At 45.7% G+C, this 17,351-nt stretch carries 15 protein-coding genes, 1 tRNA gene and 1 pseudogene; 12 read left to right on the plus strand and 5 right to left on the minus strand.

Features of this window, described 5'->3' with window-relative positions; all coding sequences use genetic code 11:
* Positions 1-414 precede the first annotated feature (414 nt).
* The 7 genes from Q0600_RS04155 (at position 415) to Q0600_RS04185 (ending at position 5,899) form a co-directional block, all read left to right on the plus strand.
* Positions 415-490 (plus strand) — tRNA-Val (locus Q0600_RS04155).
* Between the two features lie 189 nt (positions 491-679).
* Entirely contained in the window at positions 680-940 is a 261-nt protein-coding gene (locus Q0600_RS04160; protein WP_298757241.1) for a hypothetical protein, read from the plus strand.
* Positions 941-1,062: 122 nt separating this feature from the next.
* Positions 1,063-1,581 carry a hypothetical protein gene (locus Q0600_RS04165; RefSeq protein ID WP_298757244.1) on the plus strand — a complete coding sequence of 173 codons (519 nt, stop codon included), beginning with the start codon at positions 1,063-1,065 and terminating at the stop codon, positions 1,579-1,581.
* A 117-nt stretch (positions 1,582-1,698) separates the two neighbouring features.
* A complete protein-coding gene (locus Q0600_RS04170; protein WP_298757247.1) occupies positions 1,699-2,106 on the plus strand; it encodes a hypothetical protein in 408 nt (135 codons plus the stop codon).
* A gap of 100 nt (positions 2,107-2,206) precedes the next feature.
* Positions 2,207-2,563, plus strand: a complete 357-nt coding sequence (locus Q0600_RS04175; RefSeq protein ID WP_298757249.1) for a hypothetical protein — start codon at positions 2,207-2,209, stop codon at positions 2,561-2,563.
* 366 nt (positions 2,564-2,929) lie between these two features.
* On the plus strand, positions 2,930-4,987 hold the full coding sequence (locus Q0600_RS04180; protein ID WP_298757252.1) for a TonB-dependent receptor: 2,058 nt from the start codon (positions 2,930-2,932) through the stop codon (positions 4,985-4,987).
* 120 nt (positions 4,988-5,107) lie between these two features.
* Positions 5,108-5,899, plus strand: a complete 792-nt coding sequence (locus Q0600_RS04185) for a class I SAM-dependent methyltransferase (RefSeq protein WP_298757254.1) — start codon at positions 5,108-5,110, stop codon at positions 5,897-5,899.
* A gap of 436 nt (positions 5,900-6,335) precedes the next feature.
* On the opposite strand, the gene Q0600_RS04190 is transcribed toward Q0600_RS04185, so the two are convergent.
* From Q0600_RS04190 to Q0600_RS04200, 3 genes and pseudogenes are all read right to left on the minus strand, one after another.
* Entirely contained in the window at positions 6,336-7,256 is a 921-nt protein-coding gene (locus Q0600_RS04190; protein ID WP_298757256.1) for a hypothetical protein, read from the minus strand.
* 317 nt (positions 7,257-7,573) lie between these two features.
* Positions 7,574-8,530 carry a hypothetical protein gene (locus Q0600_RS04195; protein WP_298757259.1) on the minus strand — a complete coding sequence of 319 codons (957 nt, stop codon included), beginning with the start codon at positions 8,528-8,530 and terminating at the stop codon, positions 7,574-7,576.
* A gap of 240 nt (positions 8,531-8,770) precedes the next feature.
* Positions 8,771-9,325, minus strand: a pseudogene (locus tag Q0600_RS04200) (manganese efflux pump MntP family protein).
* Positions 9,326-9,411: 86 nt separating this feature from the next.
* Between Q0600_RS04200 and Q0600_RS04205 the strand changes: the two are divergent.
* Both Q0600_RS04205 and Q0600_RS04210 read left to right on the plus strand, forming a co-directional pair.
* The gene (locus tag Q0600_RS04205; protein ID WP_298757262.1) at positions 9,412-10,041 is read left to right on the plus strand and encodes a hypothetical protein; all 630 of its coding nucleotides are present in this window, start codon (positions 9,412-9,414) and stop codon (positions 10,039-10,041) included.
* Positions 10,042-10,084: 43 nt separating this feature from the next.
* Entirely contained in the window at positions 10,085-11,848 is a 1,764-nt protein-coding gene (locus tag Q0600_RS04210) for a DMT family transporter (protein WP_298757265.1), read from the plus strand.
* On the opposite strand, the gene Q0600_RS04215 is transcribed toward Q0600_RS04210, so the two are convergent.
* Both Q0600_RS04215 and Q0600_RS04220 read right to left on the minus strand, forming a co-directional pair.
* Positions 11,792-12,595 carry a metal ABC transporter permease gene (locus Q0600_RS04215; RefSeq protein WP_177388780.1) on the minus strand — a complete coding sequence of 268 codons (804 nt, stop codon included), beginning with the start codon at positions 12,593-12,595 and terminating at the stop codon, positions 11,792-11,794. The genes Q0600_RS04210 and Q0600_RS04215 overlap by 57 nt on opposite strands.
* The gene (locus Q0600_RS04220) at positions 12,588-13,355 is read right to left on the minus strand and encodes an ABC transporter ATP-binding protein (RefSeq protein WP_298757268.1); all 768 of its coding nucleotides are present in this window, start codon (positions 13,353-13,355) and stop codon (positions 12,588-12,590) included. Before Q0600_RS04220 ends, Q0600_RS04215 begins: the two co-directional genes overlap by 8 nt.
* A 99-nt stretch (positions 13,356-13,454) precedes the next feature.
* Between Q0600_RS04220 and Q0600_RS04225 the strand changes: the two genes are divergently transcribed.
* The 3 genes from Q0600_RS04225 to Q0600_RS04235 form a co-directional block, all read left to right on the plus strand.
* A complete protein-coding gene (locus tag Q0600_RS04225) occupies positions 13,455-14,369 on the plus strand; it encodes a class I SAM-dependent methyltransferase (RefSeq protein WP_298757271.1) in 915 nt (304 codons plus the stop codon).
* Positions 14,332-15,204, plus strand: coding sequence for a cytochrome c peroxidase (locus Q0600_RS04230; RefSeq protein ID WP_298757274.1), 873 nt, complete (start codon positions 14,332-14,334; stop codon positions 15,202-15,204). Before Q0600_RS04225 ends, Q0600_RS04230 begins: the two co-directional genes overlap by 38 nt.
* On the plus strand, positions 15,194-17,351 hold a 2,158-nt coding region (locus Q0600_RS04235; RefSeq protein WP_298757277.1), incomplete at its 3' end, for an EAL domain-containing protein. The genes Q0600_RS04230 and Q0600_RS04235, both read left to right, overlap by 11 nt.

The following is a 17,351-nucleotide window of genomic DNA, read 5'->3' on the forward strand; positions in this document are numbered from 1 at the left end:
GATCTGGACGCGATGCTGCAAATCGTAAAAATTCTAAAGCTGAATGAAAAAATTTGGACGTCTTAACGGGCTCAAGGCGAAGCGAGGCATGGCAGGGCGAAGCGACTAGATAAAACAAAGTGGAGCAGAATAGGCTGCTGGGGCGAAATACGCGAGTGGCGCACAAGCGCGATAAAATTCCGCGCGCGATTGCGAAATTTTAGTAGTGGGATGAAAAATTTCGCGTGGGATTCGAATTTTAGTTACGGGATAGAATTTTGCGCAGAGTTTCGGCAATATCGTGAAATTTCGCGTAGAATTCGACGGCGTTTTACGTCGCGGCGGAGTCTTGTATAAAATTTCGGCGGAATTTTACGAAAAATTAAAATTTGCTTGCTATTGAGAGATTTTTTTGATATACTGCCGTTTCTTTTTGGCCCCGTAACTCAGTTGGTAGAGTGTCACCTTGACATGGTGGAAGTCGTTGGTTCGAGTCCAATCGGGACCACCATTTAAGCTATTTTCAAATTTTAACCGCTTCATTTTCGCGCACAGCTCTTATCTTAAATTTAGTTATTCCGACCCCTTTTATTTTTATTTTAGATATAATTTTTCCAAAATACTATGAGATCGGCTAACCGATCGATGAGGTAAATTCTATCGACAATCGATTAAATTTAGAAAGGAGTATCGGCGATATATGGGGCAGTATGTTATAAAAACCTTAGACTATTGCGCAGAAAAGGGACTGCAGCTACAATGGGAAAAGGACTTCGCGATCTCCGTCAATGCTTTCGAAAACGAAGTTACTATAAGGGCAAATAAAAGCGGACTTATATCTCTTGCCAGGCATTTGCTTACTTTAGCGCAAGATTCCGTGCCGAAACATTCGCATATACATCTGGATGAGTATAATTCGCTTGAGGATGGCTCGGCGGAACTTATATTGGAGAAAATATGAACACAAACAGCATCAATGTAGATGGAAAAGAGCTATTGCCCTCCGCAATCGAAGCGATGGGATCATATTTGACGGCGCTTTACGAATGACGGCGTAGTGCGCAAAAAAAGGAGAATAAGCCAGTGCTGCCGAATAAAATTTATATTAAAGACGATCCTCTAACTATCGATGAGGAACTTATGGGACACGAGTATCATAAATTAGATATTAAAATTCTAGAAGACAAAAAGCTTGTGGTATTGGGTTTTACTACGAATTTGGCTATGTATTATTTCGCAAAAAACATTTTAACATCATCGTATAATGAAAGGGTCTCATACCTAGAGCTTTTTCCTTATGAAGATTGGGTGGGAGGAGCGCGATTCGCAAAAAATAGCGCTCAACTATGCATAGATATAGAGAAATTTATCAAAATGAACGAAGCGGAGTGCTATATAGCGGACGATATGGATAAGTATAAATTTAAACTGGGTTTTAAAACATTCTACCAAAGCGTTACGCTTTATTTTCCTAGTACGAAGGATTACATAAATTTCGCCAAATATCTGCTAAGCATGAGTATTTACAATAGAAAAAATATGGTAAAATTTTATAGCGAAAATTATACGTTGATTTTACAATACTCCAGGTTTGTCATATGAGAAATTTAGAGCGACCAAAAATAAAATTTATCTCTCATAAAGTCCAAATTTAAGGATCGGACGGTATGGCACAAAACGTTATAAATAAAGCAGATCATAACGAAAAGAAGCAGCAAAATGTCAGATAGAATCGGCTATTTTTTTCTTGGCGTAGTATTATTTTTATACCTTATAATTTTTGCAGTAAATAAAAATATAAAGATAGGCGAGAAATATATTAAATTTGATGATGCGGGTAGTTTGTGGATATTGCCCGCAATCGTATTTTTAATAATGGGTATTTACGGCTTTTATTTCGCCTTTCGCTCTGAAAAGAGCATAAAAAGATACCCAGAGTATATGTGGTGTGCAGACTGCGGTAAATTTTACCGATACGAGGACGTCAAAGATACCGATCAAATTTGCTCATATTGCGGCAAAAAGCTAACGGAGTATAAAAACGACGGCGTGTATCGGCAAAGAAATGCTTCAGATCAAAGCACTAAAACTCCAAAGCGTAAAAAGCGTAAATTTAAAAAGCGATGAAATTTGATTTGTTATAGAGGAATATATAAAAATGCTAAATAGAATTTTTGCGCTAATCGGCTTTTTTGCTTTTTTCGCATGGGGATTAACGGCTGTTATATTGGGGGAAGTTGATATAAAACCCGGCTTTATGGCATCGGTAAAATTTGATAGCGCATATCTGCGTATCATCATAGGAATTTTATGCTTTGCGGCGTGCGCTTTCTTTGCGCATCTCGCATTTCGCCCTGAAAAAAGCATAAAATATTATCCTAAATTTATGCGTTGCAAAGGGTGTCTTAAATTTTATAATTTCTCGGACGTTAAAGATAAGAGTGTTTGCCCTAAGTGCGGAGGCGAGCTGCAAGATTATGCCGAGATAGAAAAGTGGAATCAAGCAGAAAAGAATAAAAAGCTTGAAAGATATTATAAATTTGAAAAAGAGTGGCTAAAGAGGGTGAACCATGATAAAAAATAATTGATGCGCAAGCAAAATCAAAAAGTCTTAGGAATAAAAAATGAGCACTAGGATAGGTTTAATACTTTTTGGCGCATTTTAGACGGGTATGATTTTAGAGATTTGGCTAAATTGCAAAATTTCAGCTAGATCCGCTTCGCAAATTTGCCGTTTTAAAAAGCAAACGGCACCAAGGAGTCTAAATTTAAAACCGAAATTTTACCGCTCTACGTAAAACGCTCAAAATCAAAATTTCATCCAATCTCCGCCTAAATTTTAAAAAATCTATCTTTAATCTTTGAAATTTATTATTATTTAATCAAGAGAAATTATAATATAGCATTTGCAAATCATTCGCAAAATTATAATTTTGAATAGGGGAGAGTGATGTTTAAGAAATTTTATCTTTCAAATGCCGCAATCGCGCTAAGTTTGTGCGCCGCCTTACAACTAAACGGAGCCGAAAATAATGCTACGTCCGCAAATATCGGCGCGCCCGGCGCGAGAGCCGTAAATTCCGCAGCTGCTAAAAACGCTTCCGGCGCGAACGCCACGAAGCTCGGTACCATCGTAGTTACCGCGACGGGCTTTGAGGATATGCTTAAAAACGAGGTTCGCAACGTCTCCGTTATCACCGCGGAGGATATGGAAAACCGCGGATACCGCGATCTACGCGAAATTTTAGAAAAGGCGCCTGGGGTTAGTTTTAACGGTAGGTCGGTTGATTTACGCGGGCAAGGTGCGAAGGCCAATACCTCCGTCAAGGTCCTTCTTAACGGAGTCGCTCTCAATATGATCGACACGACGCCCACGACCATCCCGATTGATCTCGTTCCTATTGAGGATATCGAGCGCGTGGAGATTATCCCCGGCGGCGGTAGCGTGCTTTACGGCAGCGGTACCAGCGGCGGCGTGATAAATATCATCACAAAAAAAGGCGCAAAATATCCATACGCCAATGTCTCTACCAAGATCGCGTCGTATAATTATAAAGATCTAAATTTCGGCGCAGGCGGGAATGTGAGCGAAAATCTATTTCTAAAGACCGCAATAAAGGGCTTTGATCAGCATGGATACCGCAAGGGCGAAAGAGAGCGAGGCTACTATACATCGTTTGGACTAAATTATAAAATTTCAGACGATCAAAGCCTCTCTTTTAATCCCAGCTTTTATCGCGCTAGGACGCATGATGTACCGGGTTTAGGGTTTGCCGAGCTTAAAGCGGATCGCCGCCAACAAGGAGGCGAGAGGACCTTTACCAAAAGCACGCGACTAAATTTTGACTTGGATTATGCGGTGAAATTTGGCGATAGATTTGAAGCAAATTTACAGCCTTATTATCAAGATATTAGAATTTTGCAAAAGGGCTTTGTGATGAAAGATCGCAAAGAAGGGGCGAATTTAAAGGGCAAGCTTACCTATGATAACGACGAGCTCATAGCGGGATATGATTATCTTAAAAATAAGGGCTTCCGCAGGATCGATTTTAATATGATGAGCCTTTCACAACTTACGATCTTTGATATGCAAAAACAGACGCACTCGGTTTATGCCTTAGAAAAGCACGACTTCACGGAGCTATTTTCACTTAGTGCTGGCGGGCGTTTTGAGCGCGCCGAATACAAAGTAGATCGCGAGGTCTCTACGACGATGCGTAGGATGGGGCGCATCTTTCACACTCAAGACAGCACGCACGTAACGGACGATAAAAACAACTATGCGTTTGAGATCACGCCGAATTTTAAATATTCTAAAGACGGCAATGTCTATTTTAAATTTGAGCGAGGCTATATCTCGCCGGGTCCTAATCAGCTCATCGATAAGCTAAGTTCTAGCGGCCCTTACGTGCTTAATAACCTCAAATCCGAAACCTTTAAAACCTACGAGATCGGCATGAAGGATCTAATCTATGGGCAATACGTAAGCGCGACGCTGTTTTGGACCGATACGAAAAACGAGATCGTAAACGAGCTACTCGGTAGCGGCTTTAATAGCGGTTGGCATTTCATCAATATCGACGAGACGCGCCGCAAGGGCGTGGAGCTGTATGCGGAGCAAAGCCTGCTTTCAAATTTAAAGCTCAGCGAGACCTTTTCATACGTGGACGCCAAGATCCAATCCGGCGCGAATAAAGGCAAGCAGGTTCCGCTGGTGGAACGCTCGAAGTTCGTTTTGGGCGTCGATTATGAGCCGATTAGAAATTTAACGCTGATGAGCGATTTTAAATATTTTTCATCATCGCACGACGCCAACCACGATAGGATCGATTCGCGCACGATTGTGGATCTTGGTGCTGCGTACCGCTTCGCAAGCGGATTTTTGATAAGCGCCGGAGTCAAAAACGTCTTTGACGAGGAGTATAATTACAACCAAAATTTACGCGCAGACATCTATACTCCGGCTCCAGGGCGCAATTACTACGCGGAGTTTAAATACACCTATTAGCGTGCGTTTAAATTTAAGCGAGGTTTGAGCTGCGAGCTTTAAAATTTACGGGCGGAATTTAAAATTTCGCCCGCAGCGCGCTTTGTCGCCGCTAGATTAAATTTAATAAAAGGAGCAAAGATGAAACCGGACTATAAAAACTGGGTGCCTAAGGGTATGATCGCGAGCTTTGCCGCGGGTGCGGGAGTAGCGTTAGTTTTGTTTTTGATTTTCGGCGTTTGCGGCGCTTTTGTTGGCGGCATGCTGAGGTGGTTCCTTGCGGGGCTTTTAGGCGCAGTGGCGCTGGTTTTGATCGGCTTTACGATCTACTGCGTCGTGTGGTACCGCGCGTTTGATTACGGCGGCAAGCGTCAGCTCTCGCGCGCGATCGTAGAGGGCACGGCGAAATACGTGGATCTGCCCGAGGGCGGGCGGGGGCTAGACGTAGGCTGCGGCAGCGGCGCGCTAACGATCGCCGTCGCTAAGCGCAACCCGCACGCATCGGTGCTAGGCGTCGATCGCTGGGGCTTTGAGTACGCGTCTTTTAACAAGCAGCTGTGCGAATCCAACGCGCGCGCCGAAGGGGTGCAAAACACTAGCTTTGAGCAAGCCGACGCCACGCAGCTGCCCTTTGAGGACGGCAGCTTCGATGCGGTTACAAGCAACTACGTATATCACAACATCATGCGCAAGGACCGCCAGGAGCTGCTTTTAGAGACGCTCCGCGTGCTTAAAAAGGGCGGCAGCTTCGCAATCCATGATCTTTTTTCGCGCGGAAACTACGGCGATATGGACGCTTTCATAGCGCGACTTAAAGAGCAGGGCTATGAGCGGGTCGAGCTAATAGACACGACGCAGGGGCTTTTTATGAGCCCGCGCGAGGCGAAATGGCTGATGCTCGGTAGCTCAAAATTGCTGGTGGGCAAGAAATAGATTTTTTGTAAATTTAGATTTAGGCAAATTTGAAGACGGATTAAATTTTAATCCCACCCGCTTTTAGCCGAATCCAAATCTTTAGGCTAGACTAATATATAATTGGCTATTTATCTCAAAAAAGAAACCGCGAAAGGAATTATTTCGGCCGAGGGCGTTATCCTTGCTGTGGGCGCGCTAACGGTCGCCATCGGATATTTTGTGCTTCTAGCAGCATTTATCCTATAGTGGTATAGGCTGCGAGAGATCAAGACCGCTTAAATTTATCGTATTTGTTCTGTGAGCTAAGTGCATGCAAGTAGAACCTGCTGCCGAATTTTAATTTTGTGATTTTATGCAAAAAATCCGCGCCTCAAATTTAGCAAGGATTGCCCTCGGCATAGGCATAGCCGCCCTGTGCGATTTTACCGCTCATATCTACTATTTTTGACGTAGATTACTCCTTATTTTGTTTAAATTTGTTTTTAAAATCTGCATAATTCATATATGCTTTATATGGTTCCCATAATATGCCCATATATAAGCCCTTGTAATTTCCGCAATTATCTATACCTATTCTATACATAGAATAATTTTCTAATATAATCTTATTTCCTTTATCTCCAATAATTTCAACGCTTTCTTTAGTAACGTCAAGTTTATTTTTATCCATCCAATCATTTAAGGTGCAAAAATCATCACTTTTATCAATACGTTTAAGGGCTAATAGCATTCTTAGCGCTAGCCTATTATCGTTTTTGTATATGATCTTCTTGATTTTTCCGGTAAGTAAATCAAGCAATTTAATCTTAATAGTAGGATCCTCGGCTATAAACAAAGAATCATATCGATAATAATCGCTATAATGGTTGTCCTCATTATTAAAGTAGATAGAATAATTAAGTTCCCCTTTATCATTAAAAAGCTTGCTATCCTCCCATGGATACACAACGCTTTCATCATCTATAGCTTTTAGTATGGATTTATCTATCGGCGCAATTTGTTTTCCGTCTTTGCAAATTTGTCTGCCGATAGACAATAAATTTTCTAAATTTAACTCTTTAGGTATTTTCCAAAATTCGCAATTATCATCGGGGCGCTTGTCGCCGTTGCAAGGTTGGATTCTGAAAAACGGGATATTATGCTTGTAATTATACTCTTTATGATGTTGTTGCAAATACTGTTTAAACGCTATCTCTTTTAATTCATTATCCGATAAGATGCCAAAATGCAGAGGATTGGTGCAAACTCCGACGTAGTTTAAGCCCATATTTATAGGCATATAAGGGATAAATGTCAAAATGCAGATGATAAAAATCGCAGAGATTATATAGTGGCGTTTTATAAGGCGCAGAGAATTAACAAAGAATTTTTTCAAATTTGCCCCCTTCAGATTTCGTGCAATGATAGCCGATTTAAGCTTAACTGGCAAGATATGATATTAAAGCCGTAGCGGCTAAGCTTTTTCAGGCGCTATTCAGCATTAAAAACGCCTTATTTTGTTGATTCAAGCGAAAATTCTATCAAAGCCGCCGCCGCAATCGAAACGCCGATATTCAATTTTATATAGGCCGTTACGCTTTGGGTGTCGAATGGCCCAAAACCGGGCGCGCTATTAAAAGATCGAGAGGAGATCGCTCGCCTTAAAAGCGCAATCTGTAGAAGCCTACACCTGCGGCTTAAATTTCACGGAATTTAAACGCGATACAAACTAAAGCAGCCGTAGTCGGTGCGCACGGCCAAATTTTTGCTACCGTTTGAATTCTCAAATTTCGCCTCGCATCGCTTTACGACGTGCTCCAGCTCAAAGCTAAGCGTCAAATTTGCGCTTTTTAGATCAACGATGTGAGCCCTACCATAGCTGATTATCGCAAGGCGCGAGCCGTCCTCGCTCAGACAAAAATCGCTCGCCTGCGCGCACTCGCCCTGTAGCCACGCAGGCCCCAGCCGCGAGCCGTCCGCGTCAAGGCAGATTAGCTTATCCGAGTGGCGCTCTTTGCCGAGCAGCGAGCCGTCGGGTAGAAAGCAAATTTTATCCAAAATGCCGGAGCCCCCTTTTATCTCGCTTAAAATTTTGCCGCAAGAGCCGTCAAGCGCACTTAAAATTTGAATCTCGTTTTGCTTGCAACAAAGCGCCAGTCGCGAGCCGTCCGCACTAAGCGCGATGCAAAATATCGGCGTGGAGCTTTTCATTTCGGCCTTATATTGCGTAAGAAGCGAAATTTCGCCGTCTCGCAAAATAAAAATTTGACCGAACATCGCAAACGCCGCCGTCTCGCCCGCTGCGCCCGCAGCACAAACGCGGCTCGTAAATTCTCTATTTCTTTTAAAATTTAGCTCTTTGGAAAGGTCGGCAAACTCGCCCGTTTTTAGATCAAATTTGAAAATAAAATGATCCAAATCCAAAAGTAAAATTTCGCCCGCCCGCTGCGCATGCCACGCAAGCGGCTTTGGCAAAATAATATCCCCTTTTATCGCGCCGTCCGCGCCCAGCCTAGTCAAAAAATCGACCGAGCCGTTTTCTTTGTAGCCGCCGCATTTATAGACGAAATTTTCGCCCTCAAAGCTCGCAAAGGCTAGCGCGTCCGTGTATCCGCCGCCGATGTAAACGTGCAGGCTCGTTTCGCCAGGCCTCGCATCCGCGTTTTGCATGACGTAGCCCTTTTTTAGGATCTCCCACTCCTTTTTTGCGCAGGCTTTTTGCGCCTCGTCTATGCTAGCAAACTCCTTTTGTGTCTGCCTTGTTTTGCCGTTTTTGATGCTCTCGCTGATTAAATTTTGCCCTCGACGAGCAAATTTAATCGGTCGCCGCCGCTTAAATTTATCAAATTTTTCATTTTCGCTCCTGCGAATTAGTTTTAAAGATTATCACAAAGCGGCGATTAAAAGTCGCTAAATATCGATAACGCCGAGGTGCGAGAGCAAAATTTTAACCCCGATTAGGATCAAAATCGCGCCGCCCAAAACGAGCGCCTTTGAGTGCAGGTATTCGCCCGTTAGCTTGCCTGCGTAGCACGCCGCGACGCACAGCGCGAAGCAGACGAGCCCGATTACGCAACAGGCGTAAAGGATGTTTATCTCGCCAAAGGCAAAGGTCACGCCCACGGCCATCGCATCGATGCTAGTAGCGATCGCGCCCAGCACCAGCTCCTTCGTGCTTAGGCGAAGATCTGGCTCGTCCTACTCGCGGCGGGATTCTGCGATCATCTTAACGCCTAAAAACGATAAAATTCCAAACGCGACGAAGTGATCGATCTGCGCGATAAATTTTACGAAATTTATCCCCAAAGCGTAGCCTGCAAGCGGCATTATAAACTGAGCCGCCGCGTAGAAAAACGCGACGCGCGCGATCTGTGCAAATTTAAAATTCGGATATTTCGCGCCGTTTGAAATGCTAAGCGCGACGCTGTCCATCGCAAGCGCGAAAGCGATGAGTAAAAGCTCCATATTTAGCCCTTTTGGTATTATAAAAACGTTGATTATACATTAAAATTTTCGAAATAAAATAATCAATCTTTAATTAGGGAAAAACTTTGCTTAAAAAACTAATCTTTTGTTTATTGCCGCTATTTGCGACTGCTAGCTGGGAAGAGGTCGCCGTAAAGGGGCTGGACGTGATGCTTAGTGCGGGCGCGGGCGATAGCGAAAATTTTAAAAACTCACTAAGCACTTTGATAGAGCGTGCCGCAAATGAATACGAACGCACTGGCGTACAGGATTACGAGCTCGATCTGCCTAGCTACATTACCGAGCGCGCGGGCAAAAAAAGCATCGCCGTGCAGAATATGCAAAGGCTGGCGAGCAAGAAGCTAAGTCTTGCCGTAGAGCCGATCAAAAAGCTCGTACTCGCTAAAATAAAAGATATGTCCGAAGCCGATACCAAGGCAGTAATGAGCGGCGAAGTGTTATTCAGCCACTATCTGCGCACCAATGCCTTTGATGAAATTTACGAAATCATTCGCCCTTTGGCACGTGAACTAGGAACTGACGTGAGCTTTGCTAAAAGCTTTAAAAGTGCCGTTGGACGCGAGCCTGGAGATGATTTTAGTAGCGAATTCAGTAGCGCCTTTATCAACGAAAGCTTCGATTTTTTAAGTAAAAACGAAAGGGAGTTTCGTAAAAACTCGGGCGCGATTTTAAACGCCATAAAGACGATCAGATAGGCGCGACCGCACTAAAATCTCGGCGAAATTTTACTTTAAATTTATGAAAAATTCTATCTCGGAGCTCGCGGAAAATTTTAATTTAAAACCCGCTTTAAATTTTATCTCAAATCAGGCGTGCGAGCGCGCAAAAAACACAGCGCCCAGCGGTAAGGTAAATTTCGCTCCCGCTCCCTACCTCAAAAGAAATTTCAAATTTCAAGACGCGGCCGCCGAGTTAAATTTTATGAGCGTGCGAAATTTAAAATTTTATCCCGCTTCGGTCGGTTTTGCCGTGCACAATCTCGTCGCGCTTTATTCCGCTCCGCGCGTCAAAAATCCAGGAAGAAAATCCACTTTAAGCTCCGCGGCTCTTTCGCCAAATTTAAAGTCCGCGCAAATTCTAAGCTGCGCCGAAAATAAAGCTTTAAATTCCGCAAAAGCCCCCACAATAAATCCTTGCGAAAATTCCGCGAGAAATTTCAAACGAAATTTTATATTAAATTGTGCGGAAAATTTTACTTGCAACGGCGCAAATAGCGCGAGTCCGTTAAGTCGTGCGAGCGTTGCGAATGATCCGAATTTGATCCCCGCAAAAAGCCTCGTTGCCGCTCATACGCGACGCTCCAAGAAAAATTTTATCAAGGTCCTTGCGAACGATCCATGCTCCGCCAGCACGCCGCAGAGCTTTAACTATAGTTCCGCGCGAAGCCCTGGCACTCCGCAAAATTTTAACTCCGCAAAAAATTTAAATTCTGCGCAAAGCTCGAATTCTACGAACAATTCCGATTTTGCAAAGAATTCCAACTCTACGCAAAATTCCGATTCCGCGCAGAATTTCGGGCAAAATTCTAGTTCCGCGCAAAGCCGCGCGCAAAACCCCGTTCCGCCTAGCAGGCTGTGGGATCTGGGGCTGCTTTTCGTAGCGATCGTTTGGGGATGCACTTTCGTGCCGGTTCAGCGCGCGCTGCATAGCGGCGACGTTTTCAGCTTTTTGTTTTGGCGCTTTTTGGCGGCGAGCATTTTTACCTACCTCGCCTGCCTACGCCTCGGCGTCAAATTTGACCGCGGCACGATAGGACGGGGCGTGTTTTGTGGGCTGATGCTGTTTTGCGATTTTTCCTGCCAGACCATAGCGCTTGATTATGCGCTATCATCGACAGTGGCGTTTATTTTGGGGCTAAACGTCGTCATCGTGCCCTTTTTGATGCTTGCGTTTTTCGGTAAAAAGGTCGGTGCGAGCGCCTTTGGCGGCGCAGTCGTGGCGCTTTTGGGGCTGTATTTTTTAAGCGGAGCAAGCGGCGCGGTGGGATTTGGCATAGGCGAGCGGCTGACGCTAGTTTCGGCGTTTGCATACGCGCTTCACATCGTCTTTACCGGCGTCTGCGCGCGCAAGAGCAATCTCTACGGCTTCGTGATCGTGCAGTTCATCTGCGTCTGCGTCTGCGCGCTGATCGCGGCAGTTTTCGCTCCGCACGCGGAATTTGAAGGCGAGATAAGGGTGGTTGGAAATTTGATCTTTTCGACGAGTTTCGATTTTGTTTTCGCGTTGGTTTTAACCTCGATCTTTGCTACCGTCGCGGCGTTTGTGATCCAAACGATGGCGCAAAACCGCGGCGTAAGCGAGATAAAAACGGTGCTAATTTTTGCACTAGAGCCCGTAAGCGCGGGCATTATGGGGTATGCTTTCGGCGAGAAGCTAAGCGCGCTTCAAATTTTAGGCGCGGCGCTGATACTCGCAGGCATCCTGCTTAGCGAGCTGGGCGGGCTTTTAGGCGCGAAGTTTGCTAAAAATCGAGCTTGCGAAAAAGCAGACCGAGGCGACTAGGATGATCGAAGCGCCGCTGGTTAGATTGAGCTTAAAGCTCAAAATAAGCCCCGCCGCGCAAAAGAGCGCCGATAGCGCGCAGCTTATCGCCATCATCGAGCCTAAGCTTTTTGAAATTTTTTCGGCGATGAAGGGCGGGATCGTCATCAGCGATATTACTAAGATTAGCCCTACGATTTGAATCGACGCGACCACCGCGAGGCTCGCCATTACCACGAGGACGTAGTAAAAGACGCTCGTATTTACTCCGCGCAGCAGGGCGAATTCCTTATCGAAGCTGATCGCTAAAAACTGCCTGTAAAAGCATGCCGTAAGCGCCGCAAATGCCGCGCCGCAAATGCCGATGAAGATTAGATTTTCATGATTTATCGCTAGGATCGAGCCGAACAGAAAGCTCATCAGATCGGATTTATACCCGGGCGTGAGATCGGCAAAGATTATCCCCAGCGCCATTCCAAACGCCCATATCGCGCCGATTACGGCGTCGAAGCGCTCGGTGTTTCGCAGCGTGACGTAAGCGATTAGCAGCCCCAAAAACAGCGCAAATACGCTAGCTCCCAGCACGGGCGAGATGCCTAAAAATAGCGCGATGCCGATGCCGCCGTATGCGCCGTGCGCGATACCACCTGCGATGAAGCTCATGCGATTTATCACGACTAAAGAGCCCACGACGCCGCAGACTATACTGACCAAAAGCCCGCCGAGAAGGGCGTTTCGCATGAAATCGTAGGATAGAATTTCAGCCATTTTCGCCCTCCTTGCAGCAGCATTCGTTAAGCGCGAGATCGACGGCACAGAAGTGCCCGTGCTCGCGTCGCAGGTGATCTAAAAATTCCGCCCTGCCTCCCGGATCGATCTCATGAGTGTGCGCCGAGCCGTTTGCGATGTAAAGCGCGCGGTTTGCGTAATTTAGCGCAAGCTGCACGTCGTGGCTGATTAGAATTATGCCGCAGCCGCCCTCGTTTAAGGATTTTAAAAGCTCGTAAATTTGAACCTGCCCCATCGTGTCGATGCTCGCTAACGGCTCATCGAGAAGTAAAATTTTAGCCTTCGCGCACAGCGCCCGCGCGATGTAAACGCGCTGTCTTTGTCCGCCGCTAAGCTCGCTGATACGGCAGTCTGTAAGGTCTTGCATGCCTACGCGCCCCAGGGCTTGCATGGCTTGCTCGCGCTCGGATTTGGAGTAGAAACCAAAAATTTTCTTATCTATCAGCCCCATTAAAACGACTTCGAGCACGCTTATGGGAAAGCTTTTATTTATCGCGATGAACTGCGGCACGTAGCCCATTTGCGCCCTGGCAAGCGCGGGCGCTCTGCCTAAAATTTCGATCGTGCCCGAGCTTGGTTGTAGCAGCCCCAAAAGCAGCTTCAAAAGAGTGCTTTTGCCGCCGCCGTTGGGTCCGAAAATCGCCAAAAAATCGCGCAGCTCGTAGCTTAGGTTTATATCTTTTAAAATTTCACGTTTTTCGTAAGCAAAGTTTAAATTTCTTATCGTAACGTCCGCCATGAACGCCCTTTCGCCTAGATTTTGAAAGCATTTATTATAGCCCAAATTCGGAAAAATTGCCAAATTTTGCTATTATTACAAAAAATTTAAAGGCGAGCGGTGGAGAGAATCGGCGAAAAATCACATAAAAATAGCTGGGATAAAAAGTCCGAAAGTTACGCTAAATTTAGCGGTGAGTTAGGGGCTTTCGGTAAGCGGGTGTTTGAGATACTGCGCGGCTGGGGGGTGAGCTTTGCGGGCAAAAGCGTGCTCGACGTGGGCGCCGGCACGGGGGTTTACTCGCTGTATCTCGCGTCGCTGGGCGCCAAGGTTACGGCGATCGATAGCTCGGAGGGGATGTTGCGAGAGCTAAGGCGCAGCGCGGAGGAGTTTGGCATCAGCTTGCAAAACGTATTAAATTTAAGTTTTGCGGAGTTTTGCGAGCGGCTGAGCCGCGATGGTTTTGCAGGCGCGGCGGGCGAAAATTTTAAAATTTATCCGCGTTCGCAGAGTAAAATTTCAAACGCGCAAACCCAAGAAAGCGCCGCGCAGGCTTTAAATTTTAAAAATTCTGCGAGCAAAAGCCGCGAGAGCGAAAATTTTAAAATTCCCGCAGTTTTTGACATCGCGTTTCTTACGATGAGCCCTGCACTGAAGAGCACGGAGGATTTTGAGGCGTTTTTGGCTTTAGGCGAGCGCAAAATTTATCTAAACTGGGCGAGCGAGCGCAATTCGTCTATGCTTGTGCCGCTTTTTGAGCGCTTCGGCGCGGGGTATAAAAGACTTGCTACCGCCGCCGAAAAGTTCGAGGCGCTGCTTGGGGCGCGCAACATCAAATTTAAAAGCGAAATTTTAACTGAAAAGCGCGAGCAAAAACGCAGCCTACAAGAAGCTGTGCAAAACGCCGCGTGGCACCTGCATATGGATGGTGCGGAGGCTAGCGAGCGTGAGATCGAGGAGCTTTTGAAAAAGCGGGCTAAAGGCGGGATGATAAGCGATGAGATCGAAGCGAGCTTTAAGCTGTTTTATATTTAGCCTGGCGCCAGTTTTGGGGCTTTGCGGCAATCTTTTTACGCCGCTTGCGATGCCTAAATACGACCCGCAAAAGGCGCGGCTGGGCGCAAAAATTTTTACCGATGTAAGATTTAGTAGCAAAGGCCGCTCCTGCGAGAGCTGCCACAACTTCTATCTAAACGATTCGGGCGCTTCGGTGCGCGATGGACGCGTGCCTACGCTAATAAATTCTTATTACTTTGATCGCTACTTGGGCGATTATAATTTCGCGGGCTTTGAAGCGCGGATCGCAGCGTCGGTCTTTGGCACGAACGAGCTTGATGCGAGCGAAGATAAAATTTTAGAGCTTATTAGGAAGAATTTAGCCTACAAGCAGGCTTTTGAAAGTGCTTACGGCGAGGCGAATATGGCGAACTTCATTGATGCGCTGGCGGAATTTTTAAAGTCCAAAACGGCGATAAATTCCAAATTTGACCGATTTTTGCGCGGCGAGGTTAAGCTAAATGATGCCGAATATAACGGATATGTGCTTTTTGTGCGGCTGTGCTCGGCATGTCATAACGGCGTTAGCCTAGGCACCGGCAGCTTTACTAAAATTCGCCCAAGCGCGGAAGAGGAGGATGTGCCTAGGCATAGGCTCACTTCCGATGGATTTGAGCTGCGCCGCGTGCCTAGCTTGCGCAATATCACGCAAACCGCGCCTTACGTAAACGGGCAGACGGATTTGCGTCTTGCGGTGCGGCAGATCGCAAAGGATCTGCTAAAATACGATCTTAACGATAGGGAGCTTGATGCTTTGATGAGCTTTTTGGCTACACTTAAGGGCGATATGACGGAGGCGCAGGATGAAAGATAAGATAATGTGGGCTTTGATGGTGGGGATTATGATATTAGGCATAATCATCGCCGGGAATTATTTCTCGTCGCTAAGAGATGTAGCGAGATTTAGCACGATTTCGCGCGAGCTAGCTTTGATCGATAACGCCGATAACCGCTTAAATATATTATTTGATGCAAAGATCGCAAGAAGGGACTTTTCGATTGCAAATACCGATATGCGCGGCATCTATCAGGTGCTGCAAGCTCTACAAAAAGACAAAATCATCGATAAAATCGGACTTAGCAGCGATGTGCGCGCGATCGGAAGCGCTTTTAGCGATAAAATTTCACTTTTGGACGAGCTTGGGGCTTTAAATTCGCAGAATTTAATCCTTTTTCAAAGTCTGCAGCAAAAATTTTTATCCAGTGGCGCAAATGCGCAAAGAGCAAATCTCTACTCTCAAATTTTAGGGCTTAATTATAAAAATCGCTCCGAGATCTCTGCTTTAAAAAGTGCGCTAGAAAGCGCAGATGCGTCAAGCCCCGACGAAGCTGCGTTTATAGGAATCGCACGGCAAATTTTAAGGAATTTCGAGCGGCAAAATATCATTGTAAGCGATAATCTCTCGTTGCTAAATGAGCGCTTCGCAAGCCTGCGCGAGCGATTTTCTTACGCTAGTGAGGAATTTTACGGCTCGTTTATGCAAATGACGATGCTCTACACGGCGGTGTTTTTGTCGTTTTTACTGCTTACTTACATCATAAATTCCGATGCTTTGCGTAGTAAACGCGCCCTCGCGCCCTATCGCGCGCTATGCGAGCAAGCAGGCGAAGCGATAGTTTTGGCAGATCAGAGCTTTAAAATTTTATACGCCAATAAAAGCGCGCTTAGCTTAAGCGGCTACGAACAAAGCGAGCTGCAAGGGAGCGATCTTGGAGTTTTGATGCCCAAAGATAAAGGGATCGAACTTCCTGCGATGGTAAATAAAAGCGCCAAAGATACGCGCCTGCTTCGTAAAAACGGCGAACTAGCAGATGTGAGCCTAAGGCTATCAAATATCGCTGCTACGTCTAAGCTGCCGCTATATGCGCTTTACGCTCATGACATCGGCGAGCGCGAGATTATGAAGCTAGCTCTTGCGAACGCGAAGGAGAGCTTAAACAATCAAGTCTATATCGATCATCTTACGGGCCAGGGCAACGAAGCAGCGCTATATGAGCTAATAAACGCAGAAAAAACGGGCGTAGCGATCTACATCACTATCGTAAATTTTGCAAATTTGCGACTTTTTTACAAGGCAGAAACGACAAATGAAATTCTGCGCTCCTTTGCGCGTACGCTTGCGATGTGTATCGAATCGCACGAGATCAAAGCTAGTATCTTTCGCATCCAATCGGATGAGTTTTGCCTATTTTACGAGGGGCTAAATGTCGCGCGCGACGTGGAGATCATAAATAAATACTTCACCGATAAAGTTTTTAATCTCCATACGACCGAGGGCTTTGCCTCCGCGCCTTTAAATATCACGATGGGCGTGAGCGAGCGTGCAGATGTAGCGGGCGGCGCAAATAGGGTCTTTCAGGCGGTTATGGCGATGTATGAGGCGCAGAGCAAAAACGAGCACGTGGGCTTTTATTCGCGCCCAAATGCGATTGAGGAAAAATATCTTCAAAACCAGATTATGATCAACACCATTCAAAATGCGATCAAGAAAAATCAAGTCTTTGTGCTTGTTCAGCCCATATTTGATATCACCCACCGCGATCCTAGTGGTAACACCTACGGCACCGAGGGTGGCGACTATGTCCCGTTAGTATATGAAATTCTAATCCGCCTAATCGATCGTTCGGGCAAGACGCGCTGCCCGGGTGAGTTTATCGATATCGCAAAGCAAACCTCGCTCTACATCCCGCTAACTCAGGTCGTAATAAACGAAGCCTTTCGCTTGCTAGACCGCTTCGCAGGGACTTGCTTTAGCATAAATCTTTCATATTTTGACATCGCAAACGAAGGTATCAAGGAGCTTTTAGAGCGCAAGCTCGCATCCAGCCCAAATGCTTCAAATCTATTCATTGAAATTTTAGAAAGCGAGGAATTTGACGATTACGAGAGCCTACGCAGCTTCATCGCCGTAGCTAAAAACTACGGCTGCAAGGTCGCGATAGACGATTTTGGCAGCGGAT

This window comes from uncultured Campylobacter sp. (genome assembly GCF_938041645.1).
Lineage (GTDB): Bacteria > Campylobacterota > Campylobacteria > Campylobacterales > Campylobacteraceae > Campylobacter_B.

Bases quoted from the DNA above. Each gene is read 5' to 3' on its own strand.
- Q0600_RS04160 (WP_298757241.1), top strand. From the start codon at position 680: ATGGGGCAGTATGTTATAAAAACCTTAGACTATTGCGCAGAAAAGGGA.
- Q0600_RS04230 (WP_298757274.1), top strand. From the start codon at position 14,332: ATGAGATCGAAGCGAGCTTTAAGCTGTTTTATATTTAGCCTGGCGCCA.
- Q0600_RS04180 (WP_298757252.1), top strand. From the start codon at position 2,930: ATGTTTAAGAAATTTTATCTTTCAAATGCCGCAATCGCGCTAAGTTTG.
- Q0600_RS04220 (WP_298757268.1), bottom strand. From the start codon at position 13,355: ATGGCGGACGTTACGATAAGAAATTTAAACTTTGCTTACGAAAAACGT.
- Q0600_RS04215 (WP_177388780.1), bottom strand. From the start codon at position 12,595: ATGGCTGAAATTCTATCCTACGATTTCATGCGAAACGCCCTTCTCGGC.
- Q0600_RS04185 (WP_298757254.1), top strand. From the start codon at position 5,108: ATGAAACCGGACTATAAAAACTGGGTGCCTAAGGGTATGATCGCGAGC.
- Q0600_RS04210 (WP_298757265.1), top strand. From the start codon at position 10,085: ATGAAAAATTCTATCTCGGAGCTCGCGGAAAATTTTAATTTAAAACCC.
- Q0600_RS04195 (WP_298757259.1), bottom strand. From the start codon at position 8,530: ATGCAAAACGCGGATGCGAGGCCTGGCGAAACGAGCCTGCACGTTTAC.
- Q0600_RS04170 (WP_298757247.1), top strand. From the start codon at position 1,699: ATGTCAGATAGAATCGGCTATTTTTTTCTTGGCGTAGTATTATTTTTA.